The organism is Caulobacter segnis ATCC 21756 (assembly GCF_000092285.1).
In the GTDB taxonomy this organism is placed as follows: domain Bacteria; phylum Pseudomonadota; class Alphaproteobacteria; order Caulobacterales; family Caulobacteraceae; genus Caulobacter; species Caulobacter segnis.
Genome location: NC_014100.1, coordinates 3,491,239 through 3,517,332, shown reverse-complemented (window position 1 = coordinate 3,517,332; position 26,094 = coordinate 3,491,239). Strand labels below are relative to the sequence as shown.

At 66.6% G+C, this 26,094-nt stretch carries 22 protein-coding genes; 12 read left to right on the top strand and 10 right to left on the bottom strand.

Annotated elements, in window-relative coordinates; translation table 11 throughout:
• The first annotated feature begins 124 nt into the window (after positions 1-124).
• The 3 genes from CSEG_RS16150 to CSEG_RS16140 all read left to right on the top strand — a co-directional run bounded on the left by CSEG_RS16150 (position 125) and on the right by CSEG_RS16140 (position 2,201).
• Positions 125-994, top strand: coding sequence for a hypothetical protein (locus tag CSEG_RS16150; protein WP_157039001.1), 870 nt, complete (start codon positions 125-127; stop codon positions 992-994).
• Between the two features lie 116 nt (positions 995-1,110).
• Positions 1,111-1,482: a helix-turn-helix domain-containing protein gene (locus tag CSEG_RS16145; protein WP_013080303.1), complete on the top strand. Its 372-nt coding sequence runs from the start codon at positions 1,111-1,113 to the stop codon at positions 1,480-1,482.
• A complete protein-coding gene (locus CSEG_RS16140; RefSeq protein ID WP_013080302.1) occupies positions 1,479-2,201 on the top strand; it encodes a DUF6456 domain-containing protein in 723 nt (240 codons plus the stop codon). Before CSEG_RS16145 ends, CSEG_RS16140 begins: the two co-directional genes overlap by 4 nt.
• A gap of 59 nt (positions 2,202-2,260) precedes the next feature.
• Here the strand turns inward: CSEG_RS16140 and CSEG_RS16135 are convergent, their stop codons facing one another.
• The 5 genes from CSEG_RS16135 to CSEG_RS16115 form a co-directional block, all read right to left on the bottom strand.
• On the bottom strand, positions 2,261-3,010 hold the full coding sequence (locus CSEG_RS16135; RefSeq protein ID WP_013080301.1) for a glucose 1-dehydrogenase: 750 nt from the start codon (positions 3,008-3,010) through the stop codon (positions 2,261-2,263).
• Between the two features lie 84 nt (positions 3,011-3,094).
• Positions 3,095-4,234 carry a hybrid sensor histidine kinase/response regulator gene (locus CSEG_RS16130; protein ID WP_013080300.1) on the bottom strand — a complete coding sequence of 380 codons (1,140 nt, stop codon included), beginning with the start codon at positions 4,232-4,234 and terminating at the stop codon, positions 3,095-3,097.
• A complete protein-coding gene (locus CSEG_RS16125) occupies positions 4,231-4,800 on the bottom strand; it encodes a chemotaxis protein CheB (protein ID WP_013080299.1) in 570 nt (189 codons plus the stop codon). The genes CSEG_RS16130 and CSEG_RS16125 overlap by 4 nt, the downstream gene beginning before the upstream one ends.
• Complete coding sequence (locus CSEG_RS16120; RefSeq protein ID WP_013080298.1) at positions 4,797-5,618, bottom strand: CheR family methyltransferase; 822 nt, start codon at positions 5,616-5,618, stop codon at positions 4,797-4,799. The genes CSEG_RS16125 and CSEG_RS16120 overlap by 4 nt, the downstream gene beginning before the upstream one ends.
• Positions 5,619-5,620: 2 nt before the next feature.
• Positions 5,621-9,007, bottom strand: a complete 3,387-nt coding sequence (locus CSEG_RS16115; RefSeq protein ID WP_013080297.1) for a response regulator — start codon at positions 9,005-9,007, stop codon at positions 5,621-5,623.
• 530 nt (positions 9,008-9,537) lie between these two features.
• On the opposite strand from CSEG_RS16115, the gene CSEG_RS16110 reads away from it, so the two are divergent.
• The 7 genes from CSEG_RS16110 (at position 9,538) to phnX (ending at position 18,489) form a co-directional block, all read left to right on the top strand.
• Complete coding sequence (locus CSEG_RS16110; RefSeq protein ID WP_013080296.1) at positions 9,538-12,339, top strand: TonB-dependent receptor; 2,802 nt, start codon at positions 9,538-9,540, stop codon at positions 12,337-12,339.
• A 61-nt stretch (positions 12,340-12,400) separates the two neighbouring features.
• The gene (locus CSEG_RS16105) at positions 12,401-13,039 is read left to right on the top strand and encodes a sulfotransferase family 2 domain-containing protein (protein WP_013080295.1); all 639 of its coding nucleotides are present in this window, start codon (positions 12,401-12,403) and stop codon (positions 13,037-13,039) included.
• Positions 13,036-13,665, top strand: coding sequence for an aspartyl/asparaginyl beta-hydroxylase domain-containing protein (locus CSEG_RS16100; RefSeq protein WP_013080294.1), 630 nt, complete (start codon positions 13,036-13,038; stop codon positions 13,663-13,665). Before CSEG_RS16105 ends, CSEG_RS16100 begins: the two co-directional genes overlap by 4 nt.
• Complete coding sequence (locus tag CSEG_RS16095) at positions 13,662-15,578, top strand: tetratricopeptide repeat-containing sulfotransferase family protein (protein ID WP_013080293.1); 1,917 nt, start codon at positions 13,662-13,664, stop codon at positions 15,576-15,578. The genes CSEG_RS16100 and CSEG_RS16095 overlap by 4 nt, the downstream gene beginning before the upstream one ends.
• 3 nt (positions 15,579-15,581) lie before the next feature.
• Positions 15,582-16,550: an aspartyl/asparaginyl beta-hydroxylase domain-containing protein gene (locus CSEG_RS16090; RefSeq protein ID WP_013080292.1), complete on the top strand. Its 969-nt coding sequence runs from the start codon at positions 15,582-15,584 to the stop codon at positions 16,548-16,550.
• The gene (locus tag CSEG_RS16085) at positions 16,547-17,680 is read left to right on the top strand and encodes a TIGR03364 family FAD-dependent oxidoreductase (RefSeq protein WP_013080291.1); all 1,134 of its coding nucleotides are present in this window, start codon (positions 16,547-16,549) and stop codon (positions 17,678-17,680) included. The genes CSEG_RS16090 and CSEG_RS16085 overlap by 4 nt, the downstream gene beginning before the upstream one ends.
• Entirely contained in the window at positions 17,677-18,489 is an 813-nt protein-coding gene (gene phnX, locus CSEG_RS16080; RefSeq protein ID WP_013080290.1) for a phosphonoacetaldehyde hydrolase, read from the top strand. Before CSEG_RS16085 ends, phnX begins: the two co-directional genes overlap by 4 nt.
• Here the strand turns inward: phnX and CSEG_RS16075 are convergent.
• Positions 18,486-19,061 carry an HD domain-containing protein gene (locus CSEG_RS16075; RefSeq protein ID WP_013080289.1) on the bottom strand — a complete coding sequence of 192 codons (576 nt, stop codon included), beginning with the start codon at positions 19,059-19,061 and terminating at the stop codon, positions 18,486-18,488. The two genes, phnX and CSEG_RS16075, sit on opposite strands and share 4 nt — an antisense overlap.
• A 23-nt stretch (positions 19,062-19,084) precedes the next feature.
• Positions 19,085-21,208, bottom strand: coding sequence for a phosphocholine-specific phospholipase C (locus tag CSEG_RS16070; protein WP_013080288.1), 2,124 nt, complete (start codon positions 21,206-21,208; stop codon positions 19,085-19,087).
• 171 nt (positions 21,209-21,379) lie between these two features.
• On the opposite strand from CSEG_RS16070, the gene CSEG_RS16065 reads away from it, so the two are divergent.
• A complete protein-coding gene (locus tag CSEG_RS16065; RefSeq protein ID WP_013080287.1) occupies positions 21,380-22,099 on the top strand; it encodes a UTRA domain-containing protein in 720 nt (239 codons plus the stop codon).
• Between the two features lie 70 nt (positions 22,100-22,169).
• Positions 22,170-23,519: a DUF5690 family protein gene (locus CSEG_RS16060; RefSeq protein WP_013080286.1), complete on the top strand. Its 1,350-nt coding sequence runs from the start codon at positions 22,170-22,172 to the stop codon at positions 23,517-23,519.
• 15 nt (positions 23,520-23,534) lie between these two features.
• On the opposite strand, the gene CSEG_RS16055 is transcribed toward CSEG_RS16060, so the two are convergent.
• The 3 genes from CSEG_RS16055 to CSEG_RS16045 all read right to left on the bottom strand — a co-directional run bounded on the left by CSEG_RS16055 (position 23,535) and on the right by CSEG_RS16045 (position 26,077).
• On the bottom strand, positions 23,535-24,929 hold the full coding sequence (locus tag CSEG_RS16055) for a hypothetical protein (RefSeq protein ID WP_053463771.1): 1,395 nt from the start codon (positions 24,927-24,929) through the stop codon (positions 23,535-23,537).
• A 297-nt stretch (positions 24,930-25,226) separates the two neighbouring features.
• The gene (locus tag CSEG_RS16050) at positions 25,227-25,547 is read right to left on the bottom strand and encodes an ArsR/SmtB family transcription factor (RefSeq protein WP_013080284.1); all 321 of its coding nucleotides are present in this window, start codon (positions 25,545-25,547) and stop codon (positions 25,227-25,229) included.
• Between the two features lie 80 nt (positions 25,548-25,627).
• On the bottom strand, positions 25,628-26,077 hold the full coding sequence (locus CSEG_RS16045) for a PA2169 family four-helix-bundle protein (RefSeq protein ID WP_013080283.1): 450 nt from the start codon (positions 26,075-26,077) through the stop codon (positions 25,628-25,630).
• Positions 26,078-26,094 lie beyond the last annotated feature (17 nt).

Genomic DNA, 26,094 nt, shown 5'->3' with positions numbered 1-26,094 from the left:
CTATCCTATCGCGCCCGGCGCTTTGGGCGCCATGTTGCCAGCGGCGCTCGTTCTCTTGGTGATCCAGCCTCCTGACCCTCTTGAAGCCAGTCGTTTCCAGGCCGCGCTGACACGCCGGTTTCTGTTGCCGGTCCTCTCGGAACTGGAGCCGCTGTTCCTGGCCATGAGGGCCGAAACCGACAGGGTGCTGAAGCCTGGCGCCTTCGCGCGTCGTGAAAAGCCCTATCCGTACGGGTACTGCCTCGAGATCACTCAGGATGTCGTGACCCATCTTCGCGCCCGCAACGCCAGGGCGCGCACTGCGGCGGCGAGAGCCGTCAGCGCCTTCCTCAAGCATGGCGGCGCCGGGACCATGGTCTGGGGCGTGCTGCGTGACCGCTATTTCCAGAACGCGATCCAGCTGGGCTCGCTTTACGTCGACGTCGCCAACGACAGCGTGGACCCGAACAAGCCGAAAGTCGAAATCCTGCCCATGGCGGAGTCCGGACTGGAGCTGGTGCGCGATCTCGACCACTTCGCGCGGATCGCCGAGCGCTATTGGGGCGTCCGATGCTACGCCAACACGGCCTTGCCCGCCTTGGCGCCTCTGTTCCCGGTGGTCATCGTCGATCCGACCTATCGCGCTCTGCTTCAGTCCAAGACGGGATACATGATGCGCTTGCTGGCCTCCGACCAGTTCCGGAAGTCCGAGCGCTGGCTGAGCGCGGCGCCCGAGCCGCCGCCGGAGGTCGTTCAGGGGATCCGCGAACATTGTCCTCCAGACATCCTGGGCGCCAATCTGGCGGCGACGCGGGAGGCCAGCCTTGAGGCCTGCCGAGCGTTGCGGGGGCGAGCGTCCTTGCTCGACGAGGCTTGGATTGACCGGATGGGCGAGATCTTCGATCGCGTGCCGCAGATTCGCGTGCTCAATGTCCCTTCAAAACCCGCTGCGGTGCATGACATGACGCGCACCAATGCTCGTTTCGCGACGAGCGTAGGCGCTGTCGCAGCCTAATAAGATCAATGCCTTAGGCCCAGGTCGAATGGGAATGTAGGAATATCTTCCTCTGCCCAGGAAAATAAACCTATAGTGGCGTCGCCCGCCGGACTCGCGGTCTGGAGGAGAGCGCCATGCTGGTTCAAGCCCTTGAGGATATCTGGCTCATTACGCCCGATCCCCGACGCGACCGCCTGATGGTCGGTTTCGTCACCCATCTTGTCTCCCTGGCGACAGGGATTCCGGCGGCCGAGATCAATACGGCCCGCCGGACCACCAACGCCGCCGTCCGTGCGCGGCATCTGGCCATCTATCTGACCCACATCACCTTCCACTGGCCGCTGCATCGGGTGGCCTACGCGTTCGGCCGCGACCGTACGACCTGCGGACACGCCTGCCGCAAGATCGAGGACCTGCGCGAGAACGCGGACTTCGACCGCCGCCTGGCGGAGCTGGAGGCGTGTCTTCGTCAGGCGCCCGCCCATGCGGAGGCCCTGCCGCTATGAGCATGACGTTCGATCGGGAGCTCGAGGCCCGTCGTCAGGCGGAGCGCGCTATGCGCCTGCTGTCCCGCCCGGGCGCGGTGGTCGAGGCCCAGGGCGAGGGCTATGGGGTGCGCCTGGGCGCCAACCGCCGGCGTCGTGCGATGCTGACCCTCGATGAAGCCGCCTTCCAGGCCCTCGCGCGCGAGGCGACGCTGAAGGTCCGTCCGCAAGGCGGCTGGACCATGATCGCCAGACCCGCGCCGCTGCTGCCCCCGCCCGGGCGACCTGGGGTGATCGAGACCACCGTGCTGCTGCCCGAGGACTCCAAGCCCGTGCGGCGCAATCTCGGCGAGTCCCCGATCGCCTGGCTGGCGCGACGGCGCGATCGCGCCGGACAGCCTTGGCTGACGCCGATCGAGGCCGCCGCCGGCGAACGGTTGCGCGAAGAGTTCGAACGTCTGGGGACCCAGGGGCGCCTGACCATGCGCTGGGATGCCTCCCGCGTGGACGGGGGACAGCCCGGCCTGGCGCCGGTCGAGCGGGACCACGCCGCCCGCCAGCGGATCGCCCGCGCTCTAGCGGAGGTCGGGCCGGGCCTTCGCGAGATCCTGGAGCGGGTCTGTCTGATGGGCTCGGCCCTGGAAGCCGCCGAGGCCGCGCTGAAGCTGCCGCGCCGGACGGGCAAGACGGTGCTGAAGCTCGCCCTGCAGCGTCTGGCGCGGCACTATCGGATGATCTAGTCTTTTGTTTTAATGCATTTTCTGACGACGAACCGGCATCCACGTCGTCGGAAAACGCCCTAGCGGTTGCCGCCGGCGACCGCGATCACCTCGCCGGTGATCCAAAAGCTGTCGGGCGAGGCCAGGAAGGTCGCGACCGGCGCGATGTCCGAGGGTTGACCCATGCGGCCCAGGGACGTGCCCGCCACGATCTGGGCCTCGAAATCCGTGCCCATGATGCCGGCCGCGTGGGTGCCTTCGGTCTCGACGGCGCCTGGCGCGATGGCGTTGACGCGGATCTTGCGCGGTCCCAGCTCCTTGGCCAGCACGCGGGTGATCGCGTCCACCGAGGCCTTGGTGGCCGTGTAGATCGAGAAGGTCGGCAGCTCCAGCGTCACCGCCGACGAGCTGATGTTGATGATGCTGCCGCCGTCGGGGCCAAAGCGTTTCGCCGCTTCCTGAGAGGCCAGCAGGACTCCCAACACGTTGATGTCGAACTGGCGGCGGAACTCGGCCTCGGTCACGGCCTCCAACGGGGTGAAAGCGTAGACGCCGGCGTTGTTCACCAGGATATCGACGCCGCCGAAAGCCGTCTGGGCCTCGTCGAACAGTCGCGCGACGTCTTCGACCTTGGCGACCGAGCCCTGAACCGAAATCGCCTTGCCGCCGGCGGCGGTGATGTCCGCCACGACGGTCTCCGCGCCGGCCCGGTCGGAGGCGTAGTTCACCACCACCGCCGCGCCTTCGGCCGCCAGCGCCTTAGCGATCCCCGCGCCAATCCCCTTCGACCCGCCCGTCACCACGGCGGTCTTGCCCGCAAGCTTGCTCATCATCTGTCTCCGTTCGCCAATGCGGCGATCGGTTAGACATTTAGATAATCATCGAACCGTTTCAACGCGCGGGGCGGAGAATATTCACGCCATCACCGGGAGCCGAACCGTAAAGGCGCTGCCGCGGTTTTCGCCGGCGCTTGTCACCGTGATGACGCCGCCGTGCAGGGAGACAAGCTGTTTGACCAGGGCGAGGCCGATCCCGAGGCCGCCCTGCGCCTTGCCCAGGTGGTCTTCGACCTGAGCGAAGATCTCGAAAATCCTCGACTGCATGTCCGCCGGAACGCCAACGCCGGTGTCCGAAACCGTGATGGTCGCCCAGCCCCCGGAAGCCTCCGCCTTGAGGGAGACCGTACCGCCGCTGGGCGTGTACTTGGCGGCGTTGTTCAGCAGGTTCGAGACGATCTGGGCTAGCCGGGTATGGTCGCCGTCGAGCCATATCGGTTGCTCGGGCAGCTCGGTGACGAAGCTGTGGCCGGCCGCTTCGAGGTTGTGCTGGCTCGCGTCGATGGCCGACTGCAGGACCTCGCCCAGCTCGATCCGGGCCTTCTTGAGGACGATCTTGCCCTGGCTGACGCGAGAGACGTCCAGCAGGTCGTCGACGAGATGGGTCAGGTGGTCGAGCATCCGTTCCATGCGCGTGCGGATGTCGTGGGCGCGTTCGGGAGGGATGTCCTTCTTGAGCAGGTGAAGGCCGCCGCCCAGCGCCGCGACAGGGTTGCGCAGCTCGTGGGCCAGGACGGCCAGGAAGTTGTCCTTGTGGCGGTCGGCCCGCCTCAGGGCCTGGGCCGCGGTCTCCAGTTCATCGCGCTGGGCCTCGATCTGTCGACGCTGTTCGTAGAGGTCGAAGAAGACATTGGCCTTGCTGCGCAGGATGTGGGCCTCGATCGGCTTCTGGATGAAGTCGACCGCGCCCGCCTCGTAGCCGCGGAAACGGCGCTGATTGCTGGCCGCGCCCGCGGTGACGAAGATGATCGGGATGTGCCGCGCACGCTCGCTGCCGCGCATGAACTCGGCCAGCTCGAAGCCGTCCATGCCGGGCATCTGCACGTCGAGCAGCGCCAGGGCCACCTCGTGCTCGAGAAGGAGCTCCAGCGCCTCCTCGCCCGAGCGCGCCTTGAGACACGTCAGGCCATCGCGTTGCAGAAGGGCCTCAAGGGCCAGGAGGTTTTCTTCCAGGTCGTCGACCAGGAGGAAGTTGATCGGCTTGTCCGCTGTAGTCATGCGGCCCCCAAACTCGACAGGTACGAGGCGATGGAATCAAGGGTCATGGTGAAAGCCGTCGGGCAGGCCTCGAGGGCGGCGTCGGGCATCGCCGTGGCGTAGGCTTCCGTCCGATCCTGAATGATGGCCACGCCGCCGGCGTCCAGCACAGCCTTGAGGCCCGCGGCTCCATCGTGGTTGGCTCCGGTCATCACCACACCCACGACACCAGCGCCATAGGCGTCGGCCGCGCTCTCGAAGAGGACATCGATCGACGGGCGAGAGTAGTTGACCTGTTCATCCGTTGACAGGGCCAGCGTTCCTTCCGCCTCGACCAGAAGGTGATAGTCCGAAGGCGCGAAATAGATCACGCCGCCAAGGATCGGCTCCTTGTCTTCCGCCTCTTTCACCAGCAGGCGGCACTTGGCCTGCAGCAGTGGCACCAGGACGTTGTCGCGGTCCGACGGCACATGCACGACGACCAGCATGGGCAGCGGAAAACTGGCGGGCAGGCTAGGCAGCAAAGCCAGGAGCGCCTGCACGGCGCCAGCCGAGGCGCCGATCACGATGAGGCGCGCCCCGCTCACGGCTCGCGCCTCTGGTAGATCTTTTCTTCGGCGGCGAACTCCGAAAAGGCGGCGGCGTGCGCCGAGAACCGCAGGCTCTCCTTGGAGCCCAGGCCCAGGAACCCCTTGCGCGTCAGGGACTCCCGGAAAAGGCCGATCGCCCGGTCCTGCAGCGGGCGATCGAAATAGATCATCACGTTGCGGCACGAGATCAGATGCATCTCGGCGAAGACCGCGTCCGTCACCAGGCTGTGGTCGGAGAAGACGACGCGATTGCGCAAAGACTTGTCGAACACCGCGCGCCCGTAGGCGGCGGTGTAGTAGTCGGACAAGGAGGACCTGCCGCCCGATTTCTGGTGGTTCTCGGTGAACTTGCGGATGCGGTCGAGGGCGTAGACCCCCGCCTCGGCCGCCGCGAGCGCCTCGGGATTGATGTCGGTGGCGTAGAAGATCGTCCGATCGTAGAGGCCTTCCTCGCGAAACAGGATCGCCAGCGAATAGACTTCCTCCCCGGTGCTGCAGCCCGCGATCCACACCTTCAGCGACGGATAGGTGCGCAGGTGCGGCACGACCTTCTCGCGCAGGGCGCGGAAATAGGAGGGATCGCGGAACATCTCGCTCACCTGGACGGTGAGGAACCCGAGCAGGCGCGGGAGCATGGCCGGGTCGTGCAACACGCGGTCCTGCATCGCCGAGATGGACGGGAACCCCAACTGGCTCCGCGCCTGCGTCAAACGGCGCTTGATCGACGCTCGCGCATAGTGACGGAAGTCGTAGTGGTAGCGCTGATAGAGCGCCTCCAGCAGCAGCTGGATTTCAAGGTCTTCGATCTCGGACACGCCTACCTCGGCATCCAGACGCGGACCAGCGACAGCAGTTTGTCGACGTCGATCGGCTTGGCCATGTAGTCGTTGGCGCCGGCCTCGATGCAACGCGCCTGATCGTCGGGCATGGCTTTCGCCGTCAGCATCAGGATCGGCAGTTTGGACCAGCGAGGGTCATTGCGGATCGCCCGGGTCGCCGTCAGGCCGTCCATGACCGGCATCATCACGTCCATGAGAACGAGGTCGATCTCTTCGCTCGGGTCCTGCGCCGCCCGACCCAGCGCGTCGATGGCCTCCTGGCCATTGCGGGCGATCTCGACGACCGCGCCGCGGGGCTCCAGGACGTTGGTCAGCGAGTAGACGTTGCGGATGTCGTCCTCGACCACGAGGATCCGGCGACCTTCCAGCACCGCATCGCGGTTGCGAGCCTTCTGGATCATCTTCTGCTGCTCGGGCGGCAGCGCCGAGACGACCTGGTGCAGGAACAGCGAAACCTCGTCCAGCAGGCGCTCCGGCGACTTGGCGCCCTTGATGATGATCGAGCTGGAATAGCGGCGCAGGCGCTGCTCGTCGTCGGCTGACAGGTCGCGACCGGTATAGACGATCACCGGCGGGAACGCATGATCGCCATTCTGGCTGAGGGTCTCCAGCAACGAATAGCCCGAGGCGTCCGGCAGCGAGAGGTCCAGCACCATGCAGTCGAAGGTCTCGCGCTTGAGCGCCTCCAGGCACTCGGCGGCCGTGCCCACGCCGACGGTCTCCACATCGCCCGAGGTCAGCAACTTGCCCACCGCCTCGCGCTGGACCGGGTCGTCCTCGACAATCAGCACGCGCCGGACCGTGCTGGCGAGTTTGGCCTCGAGGGTCTTGAGGACTTCGGTGAGATCGTCGCGCTTGACCGGTTTGACCAGATAGCCGATCGCGCCCAGCGACAGCGCCGTCTGGCTGTGGTCCTCGGCCGAGATGACATGGATCGGGATGTGCCGGGTGGCGTCGTCGCGCTTGAGGCGGTCGAGCACCAGAAGACCCGATTCATCGGGCAAGCCGACGTCCAGGACGACAGCGCTGGGCTTGAACTCACGCGCGAGCTTGACGGCTTCCTCTGCCGTGTTGGCCACCAGGCACTGGAAGCCCTGCTCGCGCGACATGTCGCGGACGATGCTGGCGAAGGTGTCGTCGTCCTCGACGACGAGCAGCACGCGCCGTGCGCCCGCGGCTTGCTCGCGGTCGTCCTCGACGGTCTTCGGCGGGGTGGTACGCTTCGCATGGGGGCGAGGGGCGGGGGCGGCGACGGGCGTTTCGGCCAGGCGCGGCGGCTCGCGCGGCGCCACGCGCGCCGGATCGTAGGCGACGGGGATGGTGACGGTGAAGACGCTGCCTTCGCCAGGCTGGCTTTCCAGCGTGATCGATCCGCCCAGCAAGCGCGACAGCTGGCGGCTTATCGAAAGGCCAAGGCCCGTGCCGCCATACTTGCGGCTGATGGTGCCGTCGGCCTGGCGGAACGCCTCGAAGATCGCCTCCTGCTGATCGCGGGACACGCCGATCCCGGTGTCCTTGACCGCGAAGGCGATGCGGTCATTGCTCGCCGCCTTGATCTCCAGCCGCACGCCGCCCTTCTCGGTGAACTTGAAGGCGTTGGAGAGGAGGTTCTTGAGCACTTGCTCCAGACGCTGCCGGTCGGTCTCGACGACCAAGGGGCAGTCCGCGGCCACCTCGATCGCGAAGTCCAACTTCCGGCTGTCGGCCACGGGATTGAACAGCTGCCGCAGGTCGCCCGTCAGACGCTGCAGCGAGACGCTTTCGGGCCGCACCTCGATATGGCCGGCCTCGATCTTCGATAGGTCGAGGATGTCGTTGATCAGGCTCAGAAGGTCGTTGCCGGACGATTCGATCGTCTGGGCGAACTTCACCTGTTCGGCGGTCAGGTTGCCGTTCGGATTGTCGCTCAGCAGCTTGGAGAGGATCAGCAACGAATTGAGCGGCGTGCGCAGCTCGTGGGACATGTTGGCCAGGAAGTCGGACTTGTACTGACTGGCTTGCTCCAGCTCGCGGGCCTTGAGCGCCACGGCCGCGCTGGTGCGTTCCAGGTCGTCGCGCTGGGTCTCCAGCATCTGGGCCTGCTCTTCCAGCTGACTGTTAGTCTGCTCCAGTTCCGCCTGCTGCTGTTCGAGCCGCGTCTGGGTTTCCTTGAGCGCTCGGCCTTGTTCTTCCAGTTCCTCGTTCGAGACGCGCAGCTCCTCGCTTTGGACCTGCAGTTCCTCCGACTGGCGCTGGGTTTCCTCCAGCGAGTCCTGCAGTTGGGCGCGATAGCGGGCCGAGCGCAGCCCGACCCCGATGGTGCTGGACGCCTGCTCCAGCAGCGTCAGGACGCGATCGTCCACAGGGTGCAGGAAGCCGAGCTCGATCACGGCGTTGACGACGCCGTCAGCTTTGACCGGCACGATCACCAGGTGCTTGGGCTTGTCGTGACCCAAGGCCGAGCCCACCGAGATGTAGCCGTCAGGCACGTCGCGGATGATCGTCGCCTTGCCCTCGGCCGCGACCTTGCCCAGCAGGCCTTCCTTCAGGTTGAAGCGTTCGGGGGTCTGGGCGTCGGCAGGTATCCCCAGGCTCGCAGCTCGGTAGAAATGACCGCCGTGGCCCTTGAACAACACGCCGGCCTGGAACCCAACGTACTTCGACAGGAAGTCCAGGATGTTGTCGGCCAACATCTCGACCGAGAGGTCGCCCATCATCGCCGAGGACAGGCCAACCTGCCCGGCCTGCAGCCATTCCCCACGGGCCTGGGCCCTTGCGGCGCGTCGGATCAGATAGAACACCACCAGCGTCAAGATCGCGCCGAGCACGCTCGCCAGCACGCCGCTCAGCAACGCGGTGTCATAGGCGGCGCCCATCTGGCTCAGGCGGATATCGCGTAGGCGGTTTTCCTCCTGCCGCATGACGCCGATCTGTTGGCGGATGGCGTCCATCTCGGACTTTCCGCGGTCGGTGTTGACCACGGCGAGAGCCGCCTGGGCGCCCTGGGTCCGGCGCAGCGCGATGGTCTCTTCGAGCTCGATGAGTTTCGAGGCGATCCGCCGCTCGAGGACCGCGAGGTTGGCCTGCTGCGTGGGATTGTCCCGCGTCAGGTTCCTGACCGCGTCGGTCCGCGAGACGACGGCGGAGGCCGCCTCCTGATAGGGCTCGAGGTAGCGGTCGTTGCCCGTGAGCAGATAGCCGCGCTGGCCGGTTTCGGTGTCCTGCACGGTCGAGAGCAGGTCGTCGATCGCCATCAGGACATCGTGCGAGTGCCAGATCTGCTGGCTGTTGGCGCGCAGAACCGTGACATTGCGATAGGCGACCATGCCGCTCGCCAGAAAGAACAGCAGCACCAGGGCCAGGCCGAACGCCGCCCAGACCTCCATGCGGGACCACGGCATAGACGAACGCGATGAGCTTTTGGTCGACATGACTATCTCGAGGCCGGAGCGCTGGGCGATGAAACGTTTCGAAGTTGGCGCGACGATTCTAACCGTTCTGGCAACGGGCGCGCGTCGCGCCGGCTGACCTTGGCGTCAGATTTTACCGTCAAGATGAACACCACGCCCCCGTGCGCGCTAAGGCGCGTGGGGTCACAAACGCTGCTGTGCGCCGGTGGTTCCAACAAATGTCACAGACTCCTGCGGCGCGTGGCGGAAGCCTCTCTGCGATCCTGGGCGGCTTCGGGAAAATCCACTCTCACACCACGATTTGGTATAGTCCAAAATTTTGAGCTTTCCCGCCGCCTCGTGTCTCCCGGCTATCCGTTCGGCGCTTCACCCGCTGTATATCATACAAAACGCCCCCGGCGCGGTTGGCGCGGAATTTCTCAAGAGCCGGGGACACTGTCACGCGGGTGTCGTGGCAGCCTGCTTAAAGCCACTGGTCCATACCAGAGTTGGGGCAGGGGAATTCCATGTCTAAGTCACATCCCATTCGAGCCTGGCGCTCGGATCTGAAGCGCTTTTTGCTGTGCACCGTCGCGATGCTCGTGGCTGACGCCAGCGCCACGGCTGCGTTCGCGCGGCAGGCTTCGGACGGTTCGACGGCCAGCGAGACCGTCGATGCGGTCATCGTCACGGGCTTTCGCAAGTCGCTCGCCGACGCCCGCGCCATCAAGCGCGACTCCGTGATTCAGAAAGACGCGATCGTCGCCGAAGACATGGCGAAGTTCCCGGAACTGAACCTGGCCGAGTCGCTGCAGCGCCTGCCGGGTGTCCAGATCAACCGCGAGGCCGGCGAAGGTCGCCGCATCTCGCTGCGGGGTCTGGGGCCGGACTTCGCCCGTGTTCAGCTCAACGGCATGGAAGTGCTGGGCAACGTCGACTCGGCGCAGGACAGCCGCGGCCAGCGTTCGCGCGACCGTGCTTTCGACTTCAACATCTTCGCTTCGGAACTGTTCTCGAGGGTCGAGGTCGAAAAGACTTTCGAAGCCGCGCAGAACGAAGGCGGCATGGCCGGCACGGTGGGCCTGTTCACGGGCAAGCCCTTTGATTATGCGACGGGCGGCAAGGGCGCTGTCTCGGTCAAGTTGGGCACCAACGAGTACACCAAGGACACCCAGCCGCGCATCGCGGCTCTGTTCAGCCAGAACTGGGACAACAAGTTCGGCGTGGCGGTCTCGGTCGCCTACAGCAAGCGTGAGACGACCGAGCAGGGCCACAACACCTACAACTACGACAAGCTGTCCGCCTCGGACATGCAGAAGCTAGTCGCCAGCGGCCTGGACATCTCCCACTTGACCGCCGCGCAGCAGGCCAAGTTCCTGTCCGGCGACCTCTACATCGCGGACGGCAACCGCATCTCGTCCTGGAACTCCAAGGCCGAGCGCCTGGGCCTGACGGGCGCCGTGCAATGGAAGCCGGTGGACAATCTCCTGCTGACGCTCGACGTCCTGCACGGCGAGTTCACGACCCACCGCAACGAGTATCACCTGGCCACGCGGCCGCTGGGCTCCGGGACGAAGTCCTTCGCGTTCGACACGCCGGCGGGCGGGGTCTGGCCGTCGCAGTTCCAGAAGGGTTCCGTGCTCAACAACCTGGCGTGGGACAGCAGCAACTACGTCACCTTGACCGATGTCACGGGCACGACCTTCGGCAGCGAGCATCGTCGCTCGTTGAATGAAAACCGCTTCAACCAGGTCGCGCTGACCGGCAAGTGGGACCTGTCAGACCGTCTCACGATCGACGGTCACGTCGGTTACGAAAAGTCGACCTACAAGACGCCCTACGACGACAAGCTCTATATGCGCGCCAAGGGCAACATGATCGCCAACTACGGCGCTGACGGCCAATCGGCGACGTTCTCCTATCCGAACTTCAACGCCACCGACCCGGCCAACTACGCGCTGGATTCCTTCTACTATCGCGGCTTCAACAACCAGTCGGAACTGAAGGAAGGCGTGCTGAACGCCAGGTACGCGCTGAACGACGTGTGGACCCTGCGCGCCGGCGTCGCCTACCACAAGTTCACGCAAGGCGGCCGCGACCTGTTCTACGACGACAACGTCAATGGAACCCGGTCCAAGATGCGCGGCAAGTCGGTCGCCGACGTCACCAGCGTGTTCACCAACGAGTTCGGCTCGTGGCTGGTCGGCGACTACGAAAAGACCTTCGCCAAGTACAACGAATACCACCGCTTCGGTCCCAACAAGGACGGCACGGGCGGCGCGCTGCAGGACATCGAGAACGTCTACGAGACCTCGGAAGAGACCGTCTCCGAGTACGTTCAGGCGGACTGGGACAGCGAGCTGATGGGCAAGCGCTTCCGAGGTAATATCGGCCTGCGCGGCTATCAGACCGACACCCACGGCACCGGCTGGATCCAGGGCGACAACTACGCGTATCTGGGCACGACGGACGTGAAGGGCAGCTATTCGGGCGTTCTGCCGGCCCTGAACACGGTTGTGGAGCTGACGCCTGAGGTTCAGGTGCGCTTCTCGGCGACCCAGAACCTGAACCGTCCGGGCCTGGGCTCGATGGCGGCCAAGGGCAGCGCGTTCCAGTCCGAAACCGGCGACATCACCGCCTCGCGCGGCAATCCCAACCTGAAGCCCTTCAAGGACACCACCCTGGATCTGGCGGCCGAGTACTACTTCGGCCAGGACGGGCTGCTTTCGGCGAGCGTGTTCCACAAGAGCATCAAGAACTTCATCGGCACGCAGACGCTCGAAAACGTGCCGTTCAGCCAGACGGGCGTGCCCTACACCACGATCCCGGGCGCGACGGCGAACTCGATCGTCAAAGAGTTCGAGATGCCGATCAATGTCGCGGGCACCAAGCAGCTGACCGGCGTGGAGCTGGCCGCGCAGGGCCAATTCTCGTTCTTGCCGGCGCCGTTCGACAAGCTCGGCGCGGTGGTGAACTACACCTACGTGGACGCCGACGAGGCGCTCACCGGGATCTCGAACACCAGCTACAACGCCACGCTCTACTACGAGACCGAGCGTTGGGGCCTGCGCGGCTCCATGAGCCATCGCAACAAGTGGTTCACCGGTCACAGCGACAGCCTGATGAGCGCCAGCACCCGCGGGTTCCAGGGATCCACCTATGTGGACGCCTCGGCGTTCTTCAACGTCTCCGAGGCCCTCCAGGTCACGCTGAACGCGATCAATCTGACGAACCAGAAGGACACGCAGTTCTGGGGTCAGAACGAGTACCTCTATAACCAGACCCAGAGCGGCTCCACCTACATGGTTGGCCTCCGCTATAAGTTCTAACCAGGACCACGGACGGCGCCTCGCTCTCTGAGCGGGGCGCTTTTCCGTGCGTGCGGAAGACATGATCGTTTCCCATCGACACCGCTTCATCTTCGCCGCCGTGCCCAAGACCGGCACCCACGCCGTGCGACAGGCCTTGCGCGAGCAGATGGGGGACGAGGACGTCGAGCAGGTCGGCCTGTTCGTCAACAAGCGCTTTCCCTGGTCCGAGCTCGCGGCGATCCAGCATGGTCACCTGTCGCTGCGCCAGGTGCGGCCCTACCTCGGCGAGGAGGCCTTCGCGGCCTATTTCAAGTTCGCCTTCGTGCGCAATCCATTCGACCGGTTCGTCTCGTACTGCGCTTTCATGCTGCGTGGCGGCGACGTCTTTCAGCGTCAGCCGCGAGAGGCGATGCGCCACTTCCTGTGCGTGGATCCGCCCGAGGGACACATCCTGTTCCAGCCGCAGGCTTGGCTGCTCGTCGACGATGACGGCGAGACCTTGCTGGCCGATCAGGTCGGACGGGTCGAGGACATGCAGGGCTCCTACGACGCCCTCTGCGATCGGATCGGTATCGCCCCGCGCCCTCTGGATCGCGTCAACGGCACCCATCACGAAGACTACCGCGCCTATTACGATCAAGCGCTGATCGACGGCGTCGCCGCGCGCTACGCCCAGGATCTCGAGCTGTTCGGCTACGACTTCGAGGGCGTGCGATGAGCGCGGCGCGGCTCGAGCTGACGGCCAATCCGCGCAAGACCCGGACAGTGCGCCCCTTGGGTCCTGTCGACATCACGGCGCTTCGCGCGGCCGTTGCGGCGATCCCCGAGGACGTCTGGGCCGCCGAGAACGCCGCCAAGCCCAACAAGTTCGAAGTGCTGGACGCGACCCGGCACATCGTCTTCCGCTTTGTCGACAGTCCGCGCGACTGGCGTGGTTCGCACGATCGCCCGGCCTGGACGGCTTGGCGAGGTCTGCTGGAGCCGGTACTGGCGCACGCTGTTCGCGACTACGGCTATGCGCGAGGCGTCTTTCCTCGGGTGATGCTGGCGCGAATGCCGCCGGGCGGAGTGATCCATCCGCACATCGACGCCAATCCCGCCGCCAAGTGGCCGCACAAGATCCACGTGCCGCTGACGACCAATCCTGGCGTCGTGTCTTTGTTCGGCGGCGCCGAGCATCACTTCCCGGAAGGCGAGGCGGTCGAGGTCGACAATCTCGGGCCCCACTGGGTTCGCAATGACGGTGACGCCGACCGCATCCACCTGATCTTCGAGTACTACGACGCCGACCAGCCGGATCCCGACTGGCTGGCGCCTTTCCTGCGCGCGAGCGCCGCGCCGTGATCCCGTCCCAGGACCTGGACCAGCGCGAGGCTCTGCTGCGCGAGGCGCGGATGCTTCGAGAGCAGCGGCAGGTCGCTGAAGCTCTGTTGCTGCTGGATCGCCTCCGGGCCGAGCACCCGCGCTTCGGTCGTCTCCATCAGGAGCGGGCGCAATGCCTGATCGCTTTGGGGGACGGCTCGGCGGCGATCGCCGCCTTGCGCGAGGCCGTGGCGCTAAACCCGGCGCTTCCGGCCTGCTGGGACATGCTGGAGCAACTCCACCGCCTGCGGGGCGAGCTTGCCGACGCGGACACGGCGGCCCAGCGGCTCGCCGGGCTGAAGCAGCTCCCGCAAGCCATCGTCGTGGCGCAAAGCCTGCTGGCCGACGGCGATCTTGAGCCCGCCGAAGAGGTTCTGAAGGATCATCTGCGTGCTGCGGGCGAGAGCGTCGGCGCCCTGCGCCTGCTGGCGCGCATCCGTCTCGAGCGCGGGGCGCTGGAGGACGCCGAGGCCGTGCTGGCGGCGATCCTCGATCAGGCGCCGGACTATCACGAGGCGCGTTTCGACTACGCCATGGTCCTGCTGCAGGGGCAGAAGCACCGTCTAGCCCGGCGCGAGGCCGAGCGGCTGCTGATCGACGCGCCCGATAGCCGCGCGTTCCTGAAGCTCTACGGCGTGGCCTGCCTTGGACTTGGCGACTTCGAGCCGGTGATCGACCTCTATGCGCGACTGCTGGCGGCGCCCTGCGAGTCGGCGGACGAGATCGCCGACCTCCGTCTGTGGCGGGCCAATGCGCTGAAGGCGATGGGACGTGGCGCCGCGGCGGTCGCCGACTATCGCGCCGCCTTGTCCGCACGGCCGGACTACGGCGTCGCCTGGTTCAGTCTCGCCAACCTCAAGACCTATCGCTTCACTGACGACGACATCGTTCGCATGCGCGCCGCCGAGGCCGCGCCGGCGCTCGCCGACATGGATCGGGTCTATCTTCGCTTCGCCCTCGGCAAGGCGCTGGAGGACCACGGCGACTATGCGGAGTCATGGGGCTTCTACGCAGGGGGCAACGCCCTTCGCCGCGCGTCCAGTCGCTATCGGCCCGACGTCGCCGAACGCTGCGCCGAGCGCCTAAAGGAGGTCCTGACCGCGGAGCTCTTCGCCCGTCGCGTCGGCTGGGGCGCTGACGATCCGGCGCCGATCTTCGTCCTGGGCCTGCCGCGTTCGGGCTCGACGCTGATCGAGCAGATCCTGGCGTCCCATTCCCAGATCGAGGGGACGCACGAGCTGACCGAGATCGGCCGGTATGCGGGCGAGTTGTGCGGCCGCGATCCCGATTGCGGCCTGCCGGCCGATCCCGCCGCGCTGCTGGACCTGACCGCCGCGCAGGCGCGTGCGCTAGGAGAGCGGTTCCTGGACGAGACGCGGGCCTATCGTCGGCTCGGGCGGCCGTTCTTCCTCGACAAGATGCCCAACAACTTCTGGCACATCGGGCTGATCCATCTGATCCTGCCGAAGGCGACGATCATCGACGTACGGCGCGAGCCGATGGCCTGTTGCTTCAGCAACTTCAAGCAGCTGTTCGGGACGACCAACCAGGAGTTCACTTATGGCCTGGACGACATCGCCGGCTACTACCGGATCTATCTGGATTTGATGCGGCACTGGGACAGCGTGCTGCCCGGACGTGTGCTCCGCGTTCATTACGAGGACGTGGTCGACGATCTTGAAGGCGCTACGCGGCGGATGCTGGCCCATGGCGGGCTGGACTTCGAGCCGCAGTGCCTGCGCTTCCACGAGACGCGCCGCGGCATCCGCACGCCCAGCTCCGAACAGGTTCGCCAGCCTATCGGGCGGGAGGGGCTGGAGCAGTGGAAGCGCTACGCGCCATGGCTTGAGCCGCTGCGCGCGGCGCTGGGCGATCCGCGGACGGAGACGGTCTGACCCATGCGGCTTTCACGACCCTTCTTTCAACTGCCCCTGTTGTTCGACGTCGAGCGCTTGCAGGCCGAGGTCGCGGCCTTGCCGGCCGAGGCCTGGGTCGCGCATCCCGATCAGGTTCCAGGCAACAGCGCCGTCCGCCTCATCACCACCGGGGGCGGCGAGAACGACGGGGTGCACGGCCGCATGGCGGCGACGCCCTGGCTGGAAGCCATGCCCTACCTGAAGCAGGCCTTGGCGGGTTTCGGCGTCGTCTGGAGCCGCTCGCGGCTGATGCGCTTGGCGCCGGGCGCGGGCGTGCCGGAACATGCCGACATCAACTACCACTGGCATACGCGTGTGCGCCTGCACATCCCGGTCTTCACCTGGCCGGAAGTCCGCTTCCACTGCGACGGCGAGGTCGTGCATATGGGCGCCGGCGAGGCCTGGGTCTTCGACAACTGGCGACGGCATCATGTCGAGAACAACGCCAGCTTTGAACGCATCCACCTGGTCGCCGACACGACCGGCACGGCGGCTTTCTGGCGGTTCGTCCAGGCTCCCCCGCCGCCGAGGGGGCAGTGGCCTAAGGCGGGCTGGGATCCGAACGCGGATCATCCGCTGCTGACCGAGATCAATCAGCGCTCGCCCATCATGCCGGCCGCCGAGGTTCAGTGGCTGCTCGACGACCTGAAGGGCGAGCTGGCGGTCGCCGTCGAAGGGCGGGAAGCGCAGCAGAGAGCCGCGCGCTTCGCCCAACTGCTGGACAGCTTCGCGTTCGACTGGCGGCAGCTCTGCGCCTTGCACGGCGTCGATGGGGATGCGGCTTGGGAGTTTCAGCGTTTGGCGATGGCGGTCCGCCAAGCGGCTCATCCGCTGGCGGACGGTCTAGTGATGCGGACCAATGGCGCCGGCGCGATGCTGGTGCTGGAGAAGCGCGTCCTGCGGCATCTGGTCGCCGAAGACGCGGCGCGCCAACGGGAAGGTCTGTCTTGAAGCAAGGTTTCGACGTCGCCGTCGTCGGCGCGGGTATCGTGGGGCTGGCCCACGCCCTGGCCGCCGCGCGGCTGGGCAAGCGTGTGGTCGTCGTGGACCGTGACGCCCAGGCTAACGGCGCTTCGGTGCGCAATTTCGGCTTCGTGACCGTGACCGGGCAGGCGCGGGGCGCGGTCTGGCGCCACGCGCGCCGGTCGGCGGACGTCTGGCGCGAAGTCGCCGACGCCGCGGGGGTCGAGGTTCTTCAGCGCGGCCTGACGATGATCGCCCGACGCCCCGAAGCCAAGGCGGTGCTCGAAGCCTTTCTGGAGACCGAGATGGCCGACGGCTGCGCGTGGCGAGACGCCGAAGCGCTCGGCGATCGGCTCCCGACGCGAGGGGGGGGTCTCGGCGGCCTCACCAGCAGCGTCGATCTGCGCGTGGAGTCGCGTAGCGCGATCCCGCGTCTGGCGGCCTGGCTAGAGGCCGCGCATGGCGTTGCGTTCCTGCGCGGCGCGGCCGTTCGCGGTGTCGAGACCGGGCGGCTGGAGACGTCCGTCGGCGCCATCGAAGCTGACGCCATCGTCGTCTGTCCCGGCGATGATCTGGTGACCCTGTTTCCCGACAGCTTCGCCCGCGCGGGCGTGACGCGCTGCAAGCTGCAGATGCTACGACTGGCCGATCCGGGCTGGCGTCTGCCGGCGCCCGTCATGTCCGACCTCGGACTTGTCCGCTATCTCGGCTACGCCGATCTGCCGGAGGCCAGGGCCCTGCGCGCCCGTCTTCAAGCCGAGCAGCCGGCGCATCTGGAGCACGGCGTCCACCTGATCGTCGTCCAGAGCGCTGACGGCTCGCTGGTCGTCGGCGACAGCCATCACTATGCGCTAACGCCCGATCCGTTCGCGCGAGACGACGTTGACGCCCTGATCCTCGACGAGTTTGCGCAGGTGTTCGGCCAGGCGCCGCCGATGGTCCTCGAACGCTGGACCGGGACCTACGCCTCGGCCGAGGGGCATAGCCTGGTCGAGACGCCCATGCCGGGCGTTCGACTCGTCGTGGTGACGGGCGGGACCGGAGCCTCGACGGCCTTCGGGCTGGCGGAAACCGTCGCCGACGATTTGCTGAACCTTTCCGACGGAGCCTTCGCGTGAGCCACAGCCCTATCCAGGCCGTCGTGTTCGACTGGGCCGGCACGATGATCGACTTTGGCTGCTGCGCGCCGGTCCTGGCCTTGCGGGAGGTGTTCGCCGAGGCCGGCGTCGAGATCACCGAGGCCGAGGCGCGCCGCGACATGGGGCGGGCCAAGCGTGATCATGTCCGCGCCCTGCTGGCCATGCCGCGCGTGGCCGAGGGCTGGCTGGCGCGCTACGGCCAGTCGAGCAACGAAGCGGATGTCGATCGTCTGCACGACGCCGTCGAGCCCAAGATGCGCGCGGCGGCGCGCGACTGCTCGACCTTGATCCCAGGCGCGGCCGAGTTGGCCGCGGGCCTGCGCGCGCGCGGCGTGAAGATCGGCTCCACCACCGGCTACACGCGCCCGATGATGGCCGACATCCTGCCGCTGGCGACCGACCAGGGCTATGCGCCGGAGGTCGTGGTCTGCGCGGGCGAGACGGCCGAGGGCCGTCCGTCGCCGTTGATGATGTGGAAGGCGCTGGTCGCGCTGGGCGCCTGGCCGGCGCGGGCCTGCGTCAAGGTCGACGACGCGGTGGTGGGGATCACCGAGGGCCTGGAGGCCGGCGCCTGGGCTGTCGGAGTCTCGGCGTCCGGCAACGGCGTGGGCCTGAGCGAGACGGCGCTGGCCGCCCTGCCGGTCGAGGAGCGCGCCGCGCGCGTCGCCGCGTCCGCCAAGGCCTTGGCGGACGCCGGCGCGCACTATGTGGTCGAGACCATCGCCGAGCTGGGCCCGGCGCTGGCTGAGATCGAAGCCCGCATCGCGCGGGGCGACCGACCCGTCTAGAGCTTGCCGGCCTGGTCGATCAGGCCGCGCAGCAGCGCGCGATAGGTCTCGAAGTTCGCGACCTCCGCGTCCAGATCCTTGCCGGCCTCATCGTAGCCGCGCAGCTTCTGCGCCGCCGCCGCGAACGGGTCGGCCAGGAAGATCTTGATCTCATCGGCGTTCATCGGGCCCCCCTGCAGGGCAAGGCTCTGCTGCGAGGCGTCGCTGAGGCGGCTGCCGTAGGCGGGGTCGACGGCGACGCGATAGCGCTTGGCGGCCACATGCAGGCGGATCGGCTCGGTCACTTCGGGGCCGAAGACGCGAGCCAGATAGCCAGCGCCGATCTGTTCGTGACGGGTGTCGATGCCACGGTCGGCGGCGTCCTCGCCGATCTTCTGCATCAGGTGGCCGATATCGTGCAGCAGGGCCGCCGCGACCAGGGCGGGAGGGGCGTCGTCCAGCTTGGCGTGATGCGCCGCCTGCAGGGCGTGCTCCATCTGGGTGACGTCTTCTCCGTAGTGCAGGCCGCCGAGGCGCGTGAAGAGGTCGGTGATCTCGGCCAGGAACGCGTCGGCCGGGGAACTGGTGGTCATGCGATATCCGTCAGGTAGAGGCTCTAGAGGCGCATGCGCCCGATGCCGGGATCGGTGCGGCTGGCGCGACCGGTCTCGATGTGGCCGGCCAGGCGCTGAAGAAAGGTGGGGTCGTCCGGGTGGGTCAGCGTCAGGTCGTACCAATGGTCGCTGCCGCGAAGGTCCCAAGCCGCCTGAACCGCGCGCGCGGGCTTGAGGCCCACGGTCTGGCGAGCCTCGCCTTCCGATAGCGGATAGGCTTGGTCCATCTCGGCGATGACGAGGCCGGCGCGCTCGCTGGTCAGCTGGAGAACCAGCCGCGAGCGCGCGTCCGGCAAGACCTTGATCGAGGGCTGAGAGCGCGAGGCGTCCCCCGCGAAGCGACGGTAGAAGCCGTTCGGGCCGTGGACGGTGAGGTCATAGGGGCCGGGCGCGCGGCCGGCGTGGTTCCAATGACCCGCCGCATAGGCCTGGCCAGGCGCCAGGGTGAAGCGCCAGGGGCCGTCCCGGTCGGTGTTGTCAAACACCTGGAACACCGCGCCGGCGCGCCCGGCGTTGACCAGATCGATCCAGACCTTGCCGTCCTTCACCCGCGCGTCGGCGGACAGCAGGTAGGGCAGGGCGCGCGCGCCGCGCTGCGGTCCGTCCTGGATCGACGCCGTCTGGATGGTCGGGATACGCAGGCTCGGCGCGGCCTTGGAACGCGCCACGCGCTGCATGTAGTCCGCCGTCGCCGGCAGGGTCACGGTCGCCCAGTCTTGGTTCGGCGCAGCGAAATCGAACGCCGAGGTGAGGTCGCCGCAGATGGTGCGGCGCCAATCGCTGATGTTCTCCTCGCGCACGCCGAAGCGCCGCTCCAGGAAGCGCAGGGTCGAGGTGTGGTCGAACACCTCCGAACAGACGAAGCCGCCGCGCGTCCAGGGCGAGACGACGATGGCCGGCACGCGGATGCCCAGGCCCAGGGGGTGAGCGCCCTTGTTCGCGACGTCGGCCTGGCCGTAGTCCTTGCTCTCGCCGGCGACCGAGACCGAGCTCCAGCCTTGTTGCGGGGTCAGCGGCGGCATCGGCGGCTGCATGTGGTCATAGAAGCCGCCGGCCTCGTCGTAATTGACGATGAAGACGGTCTTGGCGAACACCTCGGGATGATCGACCAGCGCCTTGATCAGCTCGGCGCAGACATGTTCGCCCTTGGAGGGCTCGGCCTGGGGGTGCTCGGAAAGGTCGGCGGCGGTGACGATCCAGGAGACCTGGGGCAGGCGATCGGCGGCGACGTCGGCGCGGAAGGCCTCGACCAGTTGCTCGCCGTCCGAGCGGGTGCGGTCGGCGCCGGTCTTGTGCTCCGACACCCAAGATCGACCCCGCGCGTAGAAGGACGAATCCTTGGCGCAGGGGCGGAACGGCTTGAACACCGACAGGATGTTGTCACCGAAGTTGTCGTACTCCTGATAGACCTTCCAACTTATCCCGGCCGCCTCGAGCCGTTCGGCGTAGGTCGTCCAGTCGTACGGCCCCTTGGCCATGACCTTGTCGGTGGCCATGTCGGCGCTGGGCGTCTCGTCCTCGCCGTAGTTACTCATCTCGGGATCGCCGCCGACCTTCCCGCCGCCGTTGCAGCCCGTCCACAGGTGCAGGCGGTTGGGGTAGGTCTGGGTCAGGGTCGAGCAGTGGTAGGCGTCGCAGACGGTGAAGGCGCTGGCCAGCGCGTGATAGAAGGGCAGGTCGGAGGCCTTGTAGTAAACCATCCGCTTGTGCAGCTCGCCCGAGTGACCCCACTGGTCATAGCGCCCGCCGTTGACGATGGTGATCGCCGCCTGGTGGCCCTGGTCTGAGCCGTCGACCGTGTAGGCGTTGGTGACCGAGGCGTCGCCATGGAACGGCGCGACGAAACCGTCGGGATGCTCCCGGCTGGGCTGGCGCCACACAGAGGCTCCGCCGGGCAACCGCTGCGGACGCGGGTCGCCCAGCCCCCGCACGCCGTTCAGCGTTCCGAAGTAGTGATCGAACGCTCGGTTCTCCTGCATGAAGATCACGACGTGTTCGACGTCCATGATCGTGCCGGTTCGATGGCGCGCCGGGATCGCCAAGGCGCGGGCGATGGTGGTGTGGAGCAGGCTGGAGGTGGCGCCAGCGGCGGCGGCGCGCAGGAACGAGCGTCGGTTGGTCGCCATGACCCAATCCTCTCAAATCCAGTTTGGTATAGACCAGATTGAAGCGTTTGATCGCGAACCTTTCATGACATCGCCATGTCAGGCGCTTGAAGCCGATCGGTTCCTTGACCCGGGGGCGCCTCCCCTCACATCCTTGCGCCCGGCGGATTCGACCGCCGGCCAGGTCGTTCGATGCAACAGCCCGACAGTCTTCAGTATATCGGCGTGCGCGACGACATCGCCGCCCGCATCACGGCTGGAGAGTTCAAGCCCGGCGAGCGGCTGCCGTCCGAACGCCAGTTGCAGATCGGCGGCGGCGTGGCCCGCGGTACGGTGCGCGAGGCGCTCTTTCAGCTCGAGGCCGAGGGGATCATCTATCGCAAGGACCGCAGCGGCTGGTACGTCTCCCCGCCGCCGGTGGTCTATGATCCGACCCGCTGGGAAGGCTTCATGTCCTATGTCGAGGCGCAAGGCCGGCGACCCGAGACCGAAACGCTCAGCAAGGTCGAGATCGCCTGCGACGGCGTGCTGGCCCAGATCTTCTCGCGGCCGGTGGGCGCGCCGATGTACTGGATCCACCGGCGTCGCTCGATCGACGGCCGGGCCGTGCTGATCGAGAGCATCATCGTCGACGCGGCGCGCGCGCCCGGCCTGATCGAGCACGATCTGAACGGCTCCCTGACCAGCGTCCTGAAGTCGGTCTATGGCATTGGCGTCGCGCGGAACAAGGTCGACATGCGGCCCTGCGCCCTGACGCGCGGCGAGGCCGAGGCCTTGCGCGTGAAGTCCGGTCTGCCGGGCCTTAGCTTGGTCCGCACCTGTTACGACGCCCAGGGCAATGTGGTGGAGTTCGACCGTGAGTACTGGCGTCACGACGCCCTGACCGTAAGCGTGGACATCCGCGTCCGGTAGGGGCGTCGGAGCGTCATCGAGCCGACATGTCGATGGTATAGACCAGAGCGCTTCATCAGGGGGCGTTCCCATGACATCTGGTCCTCGGCGCTGGCTCGAGCGCGCTCATCCGCTGGCATTCGCCCTGTTCGCCGGCCTTGCGGGCTTCTGCGCCTACTTCTCGATGTACGCTTTTCGCAAGCCGTTCGCGGCGGCGACCTTTGGCGTGGTCGAGGGCTGGAGCTTCGCGATCGACTACAAGATCGCCCTCGTCCTGGCTCAGGTGATCGGCTACGCGGCGTCCAAGTTCATCGGCGTCAAGGTCATCTCCGAGATCGCCCCCGCGCGCCGCGGCGCGGCCATTCTCGGGCTGATCGGCGCTTCGTGGCTCGCGTTGCTGGCCTTCGCGATGATCCCGGCGCCGTGGAACGTCCTGGCCTTGTTCCTGAACGGGCTGCCGCTGGGCATGATCTGGGGACTGGTGTTCGGATATATGGAGGGGCGGCGGACCTCCGAGGTGCTGGGCGCCATCCTCTGCGCCAGCTTCATCCTGTCCTCCGGCGTGGTGAAGTCAGTCGGCAAGTGGCTGATGAGCGACATCCACGTCTCGGCCTTCTGGATGCCGGCCGCCACGGGCGCGGTCTTCATGCCCCTGCTGGCCGTTTCGGTCTGGGCGCTCACCCAGCTTCCGCCGCCCAACGCCGAGGACGAGGCGGCCCGCGTGCGCCGACAGCCCATGGATAGCGCCCAGCGCCGCGCCTTCCTGGCGACCTACGCCCCAGGGATCGTCCTGCTCGTGCTGTCCTACATCCTGCTGACGGCGTTGCGGGACTTCCGCGACAACTTCGCCGCCGAGATCTGGACGACCTTGGGCTTTGGCGAGGCCTCGGACGTGTTCACGGCCAGCGAATTGCCGGTGGCGGTGATCGCGCTGGGCGTCCTGGGCGCGGTGATGCTGGTGCGGGACAATCTACGCGCCCTTCTGGTCATGCATGGCGTCATCCTGGTGGGCTTCGTCACGCTGGGTCTGTCGACCCTGGCCTTCCAGGCGCACATGCTGTCGCCGCTGACCTGGATGATCCTGACGGGGGCGGGCATCTACATGGCCTACACCCCGTTCAACGCCATGCTGTTCGACCGCATGGTCGCCTATAGCGGGCAAGTCGGCACGGCGGGCTTCCTGATCTATGTGGCGGACGCCTCCGGCTATCTGGGCAGCGTTGCCCTGCTGATCTGGCGCAACTTCGCCATGGTCGCGCTGGACTGGCTCAATTTCTTCGTGGCCAGCATCTACGCGACAAGTCTGGTGGGCGCGGCGTGCACCCTGTTGGCGGGCCTCTATTTCCTGCGCCGCAGCCGGGTGAAGTCGAAAGATCGCGCGATGGCTTCGCCCCAGCAGGGCGGCCCTGAGGGGCGTCTGGCCCCGAACACCCAGGCCTGACGACGGAGACGCGTCTTAGCCGTTCGCGGCGAAGGCGCTCGCCAGCGGCGCTCCCGACAGCGCCTCGCCGTCGGGCTTGTCCCGCAACTCGGCCATCAACTGAGCGGCGTACCTGGCGCGAGCGCCGCCATGGGGATTGCCGGCCACCGGCGCCAGCATCTCGCAGGCGGCCTCATATTCCCGGGCTTGGATGAACAGGCGCGCGGCGGTCATGCGGATCAGGGACGCTTGAGGCGCGATTTCCGCCGCTCGGCTGATAACGTTCAGCGTGTTCTCCGAAGGAACCACATCGAACCCCTTGGTCTGGGCGTAGCCGAACAAGGCCATGTAGTCGTTGGGATCGATCTTGTGGATCCGTCCGAGATAGCTCGCGGCGTCAGCGTAGATCGCCTGGACTTGCTCTCGGCTGGCCTTGTCGCGGATCGCCTGCCGCGCCGTCGACAGGCGACTGGCCGCCATGATCTGCAAGGTCTCCAGGTCCTGCGAGCGTTCGTCCAGCAAGCCCTTCAGCATCCCTTCGCAGATCTTGCGGTCGCCCAGGTCGCATTCGGCGCGGGCCATGACACGGCGGCTGTAGAACTCGTTGGGCCGCTTGGCGGTGATCTTGCGTATTTTGGCCAGAAAGGCGGGACCCTTGGCCGGAGGAATGTCCAGTTTCAGTTGCTGGACTTCCAGGATCAGATCGTCCGCGCCGGCCGGCATGCGTGAGAAGGTGATCTTGGGAGGCGGGGGCGGCGTGCGCTTCAACTCCAGCCCCGACAGCTTGTCCGTGTAGGCGGTCAGGGTCTTTTCCAACGTCTTCTCGTCCTGGCCGTACACGGTTTGCCAGGCATTCATGGGATGAGCGCCGTCATGTACGGCGTCCAGATATTTCGTCATGCGCGAGCGTCTGTCCCTGTCGCTCCAGATGTAGTGGGTGAGTAACCAGGACTGGGCGTAGAAGGCGTTACGGTCGCTTTCGGCGACCTGATCAGGCCTTTTCGACAGCAGATCCGCCATCGGGACCCACTTGGTGTTCATGAGGGAATAGCCGCGACTGCGGTTGAAGTCGCCGACCAGCACCTTTTCCGGCTGAAGGTCGACGGTCATGAAATACTCCGCGAGCCCTTCCGTCAGCCAGCCGGGATAGCCCGCGGGGAAATACTGGGCGACGAAGTGGTGCGTGTATTCGTGGAGCACCACGTCGTCGCCGTTGTTGCGGTCATACCGGTCGTTATCTGCGCGTATGGCGACGACGAAGATGTCTTCCAACGGCGTTAGGTAGACGCCTCGCAGACCGTCTACAGCGTCCGGCAACACGCGCCGCATCTCTGGGGTGCTCGACACCAGATAGACGGGCAGTTTGCGAGGCGTTTCAGCGTCGACCTTGCCGTGCAGAAGGCGCAGGAGGCTGTCGAAGTCCTCGAGCATGGCGACGTAGCGGCGGATCAGATTTTCGCTTTGGGAGGAGTAGACGACGAAATGCTCGCTTTCGGCGCGTCTCCACAGGCCTGTTTGCTCAGTCGCAGCGGTCGCGCCCTGGCCCTTGCCGTTCGTCTCAGCCTCTTGGGCCCAACAGGTTGTCCACGCACATAGAGCGGCGGCTGCAGCGACCCACGCCGCTCTTTGACCCAACGACACGAACGATCGCTCCCACCTCAATCTTGCGTTGAGGTTGCCGGGAGCGCGAGTGGAAGGCAAGCATTGGTCGAGCCTGCTGATGCGGGCTTAAATCTCCGCCAGCTGCGCCAGGTAGGCGTTCAGCACGTCGCGCTGGAGGGCCATGAACGCGAACTTGCCTTGCCGGCAGACGCGGATCAGGCCGGCGCGCTCAAGTTCCTTCATGTGGTGGGAGAGGGTGGCGGCGCTGATCGGGTGACGCTGGGCCACGTCGCCGCAGGGCGTGGGATCGGCGGCGGCGCCGATCTCCTTCAGGATCTGGCGGCGGCGCGGTTCGGCCAGGGCCTTGGCGATCAGGTTCACCTGCCGCTCGTCGAGAACGAGACGTTCGGCGGAGGCGGGGCGCGGCGCGTCTTCCATGGTCTTCATATGCGGTGTCGCGGCGCCTGACGCAAATATGAGAAAGGGCGGGACCTTCCGGCCCCGCCCTTCCAGATCCGGCTTGAAGCCTAGTGCTTCAGCATGTGCTTGATGTCGCGCATCTGGTCGTGGCCGGACTTGACCGAGGTCCAGGCGCGTTCGATCACGGCGCGGGTCTGAGGATCGACGTCCGCGTCCTGCATGGCCTTTTCGTACTTGGCCTTGATGTGGTCCTCACCGGCCTCGACCTCGTTGACCACGGCCTCGTCACCCTTGGACATGGCGTCCTTCAGGTTCAGGAAGGCGCGGTGGGCGGCGGCCAGGATGGTGCCGTCGTCCTTGGGCTCGCCGCCGAGGCGACGAACTTCGTCCTGCAGTTCCGAGGCGACCGAGCGGCGTTCCTCGGCGCGACGTTCGAACAGATCCTTGTAGCGGCTGTTGTCGGCGTCCTTGGCGGCCTCGGCATAGCCGTCGGCGCTGTCGATCGTGGTCTCGACCAGGCCGTTGACGAGCTTGATGTGATCTTCGTTGGTGTGCATGGGGCGGCTCCTCGATG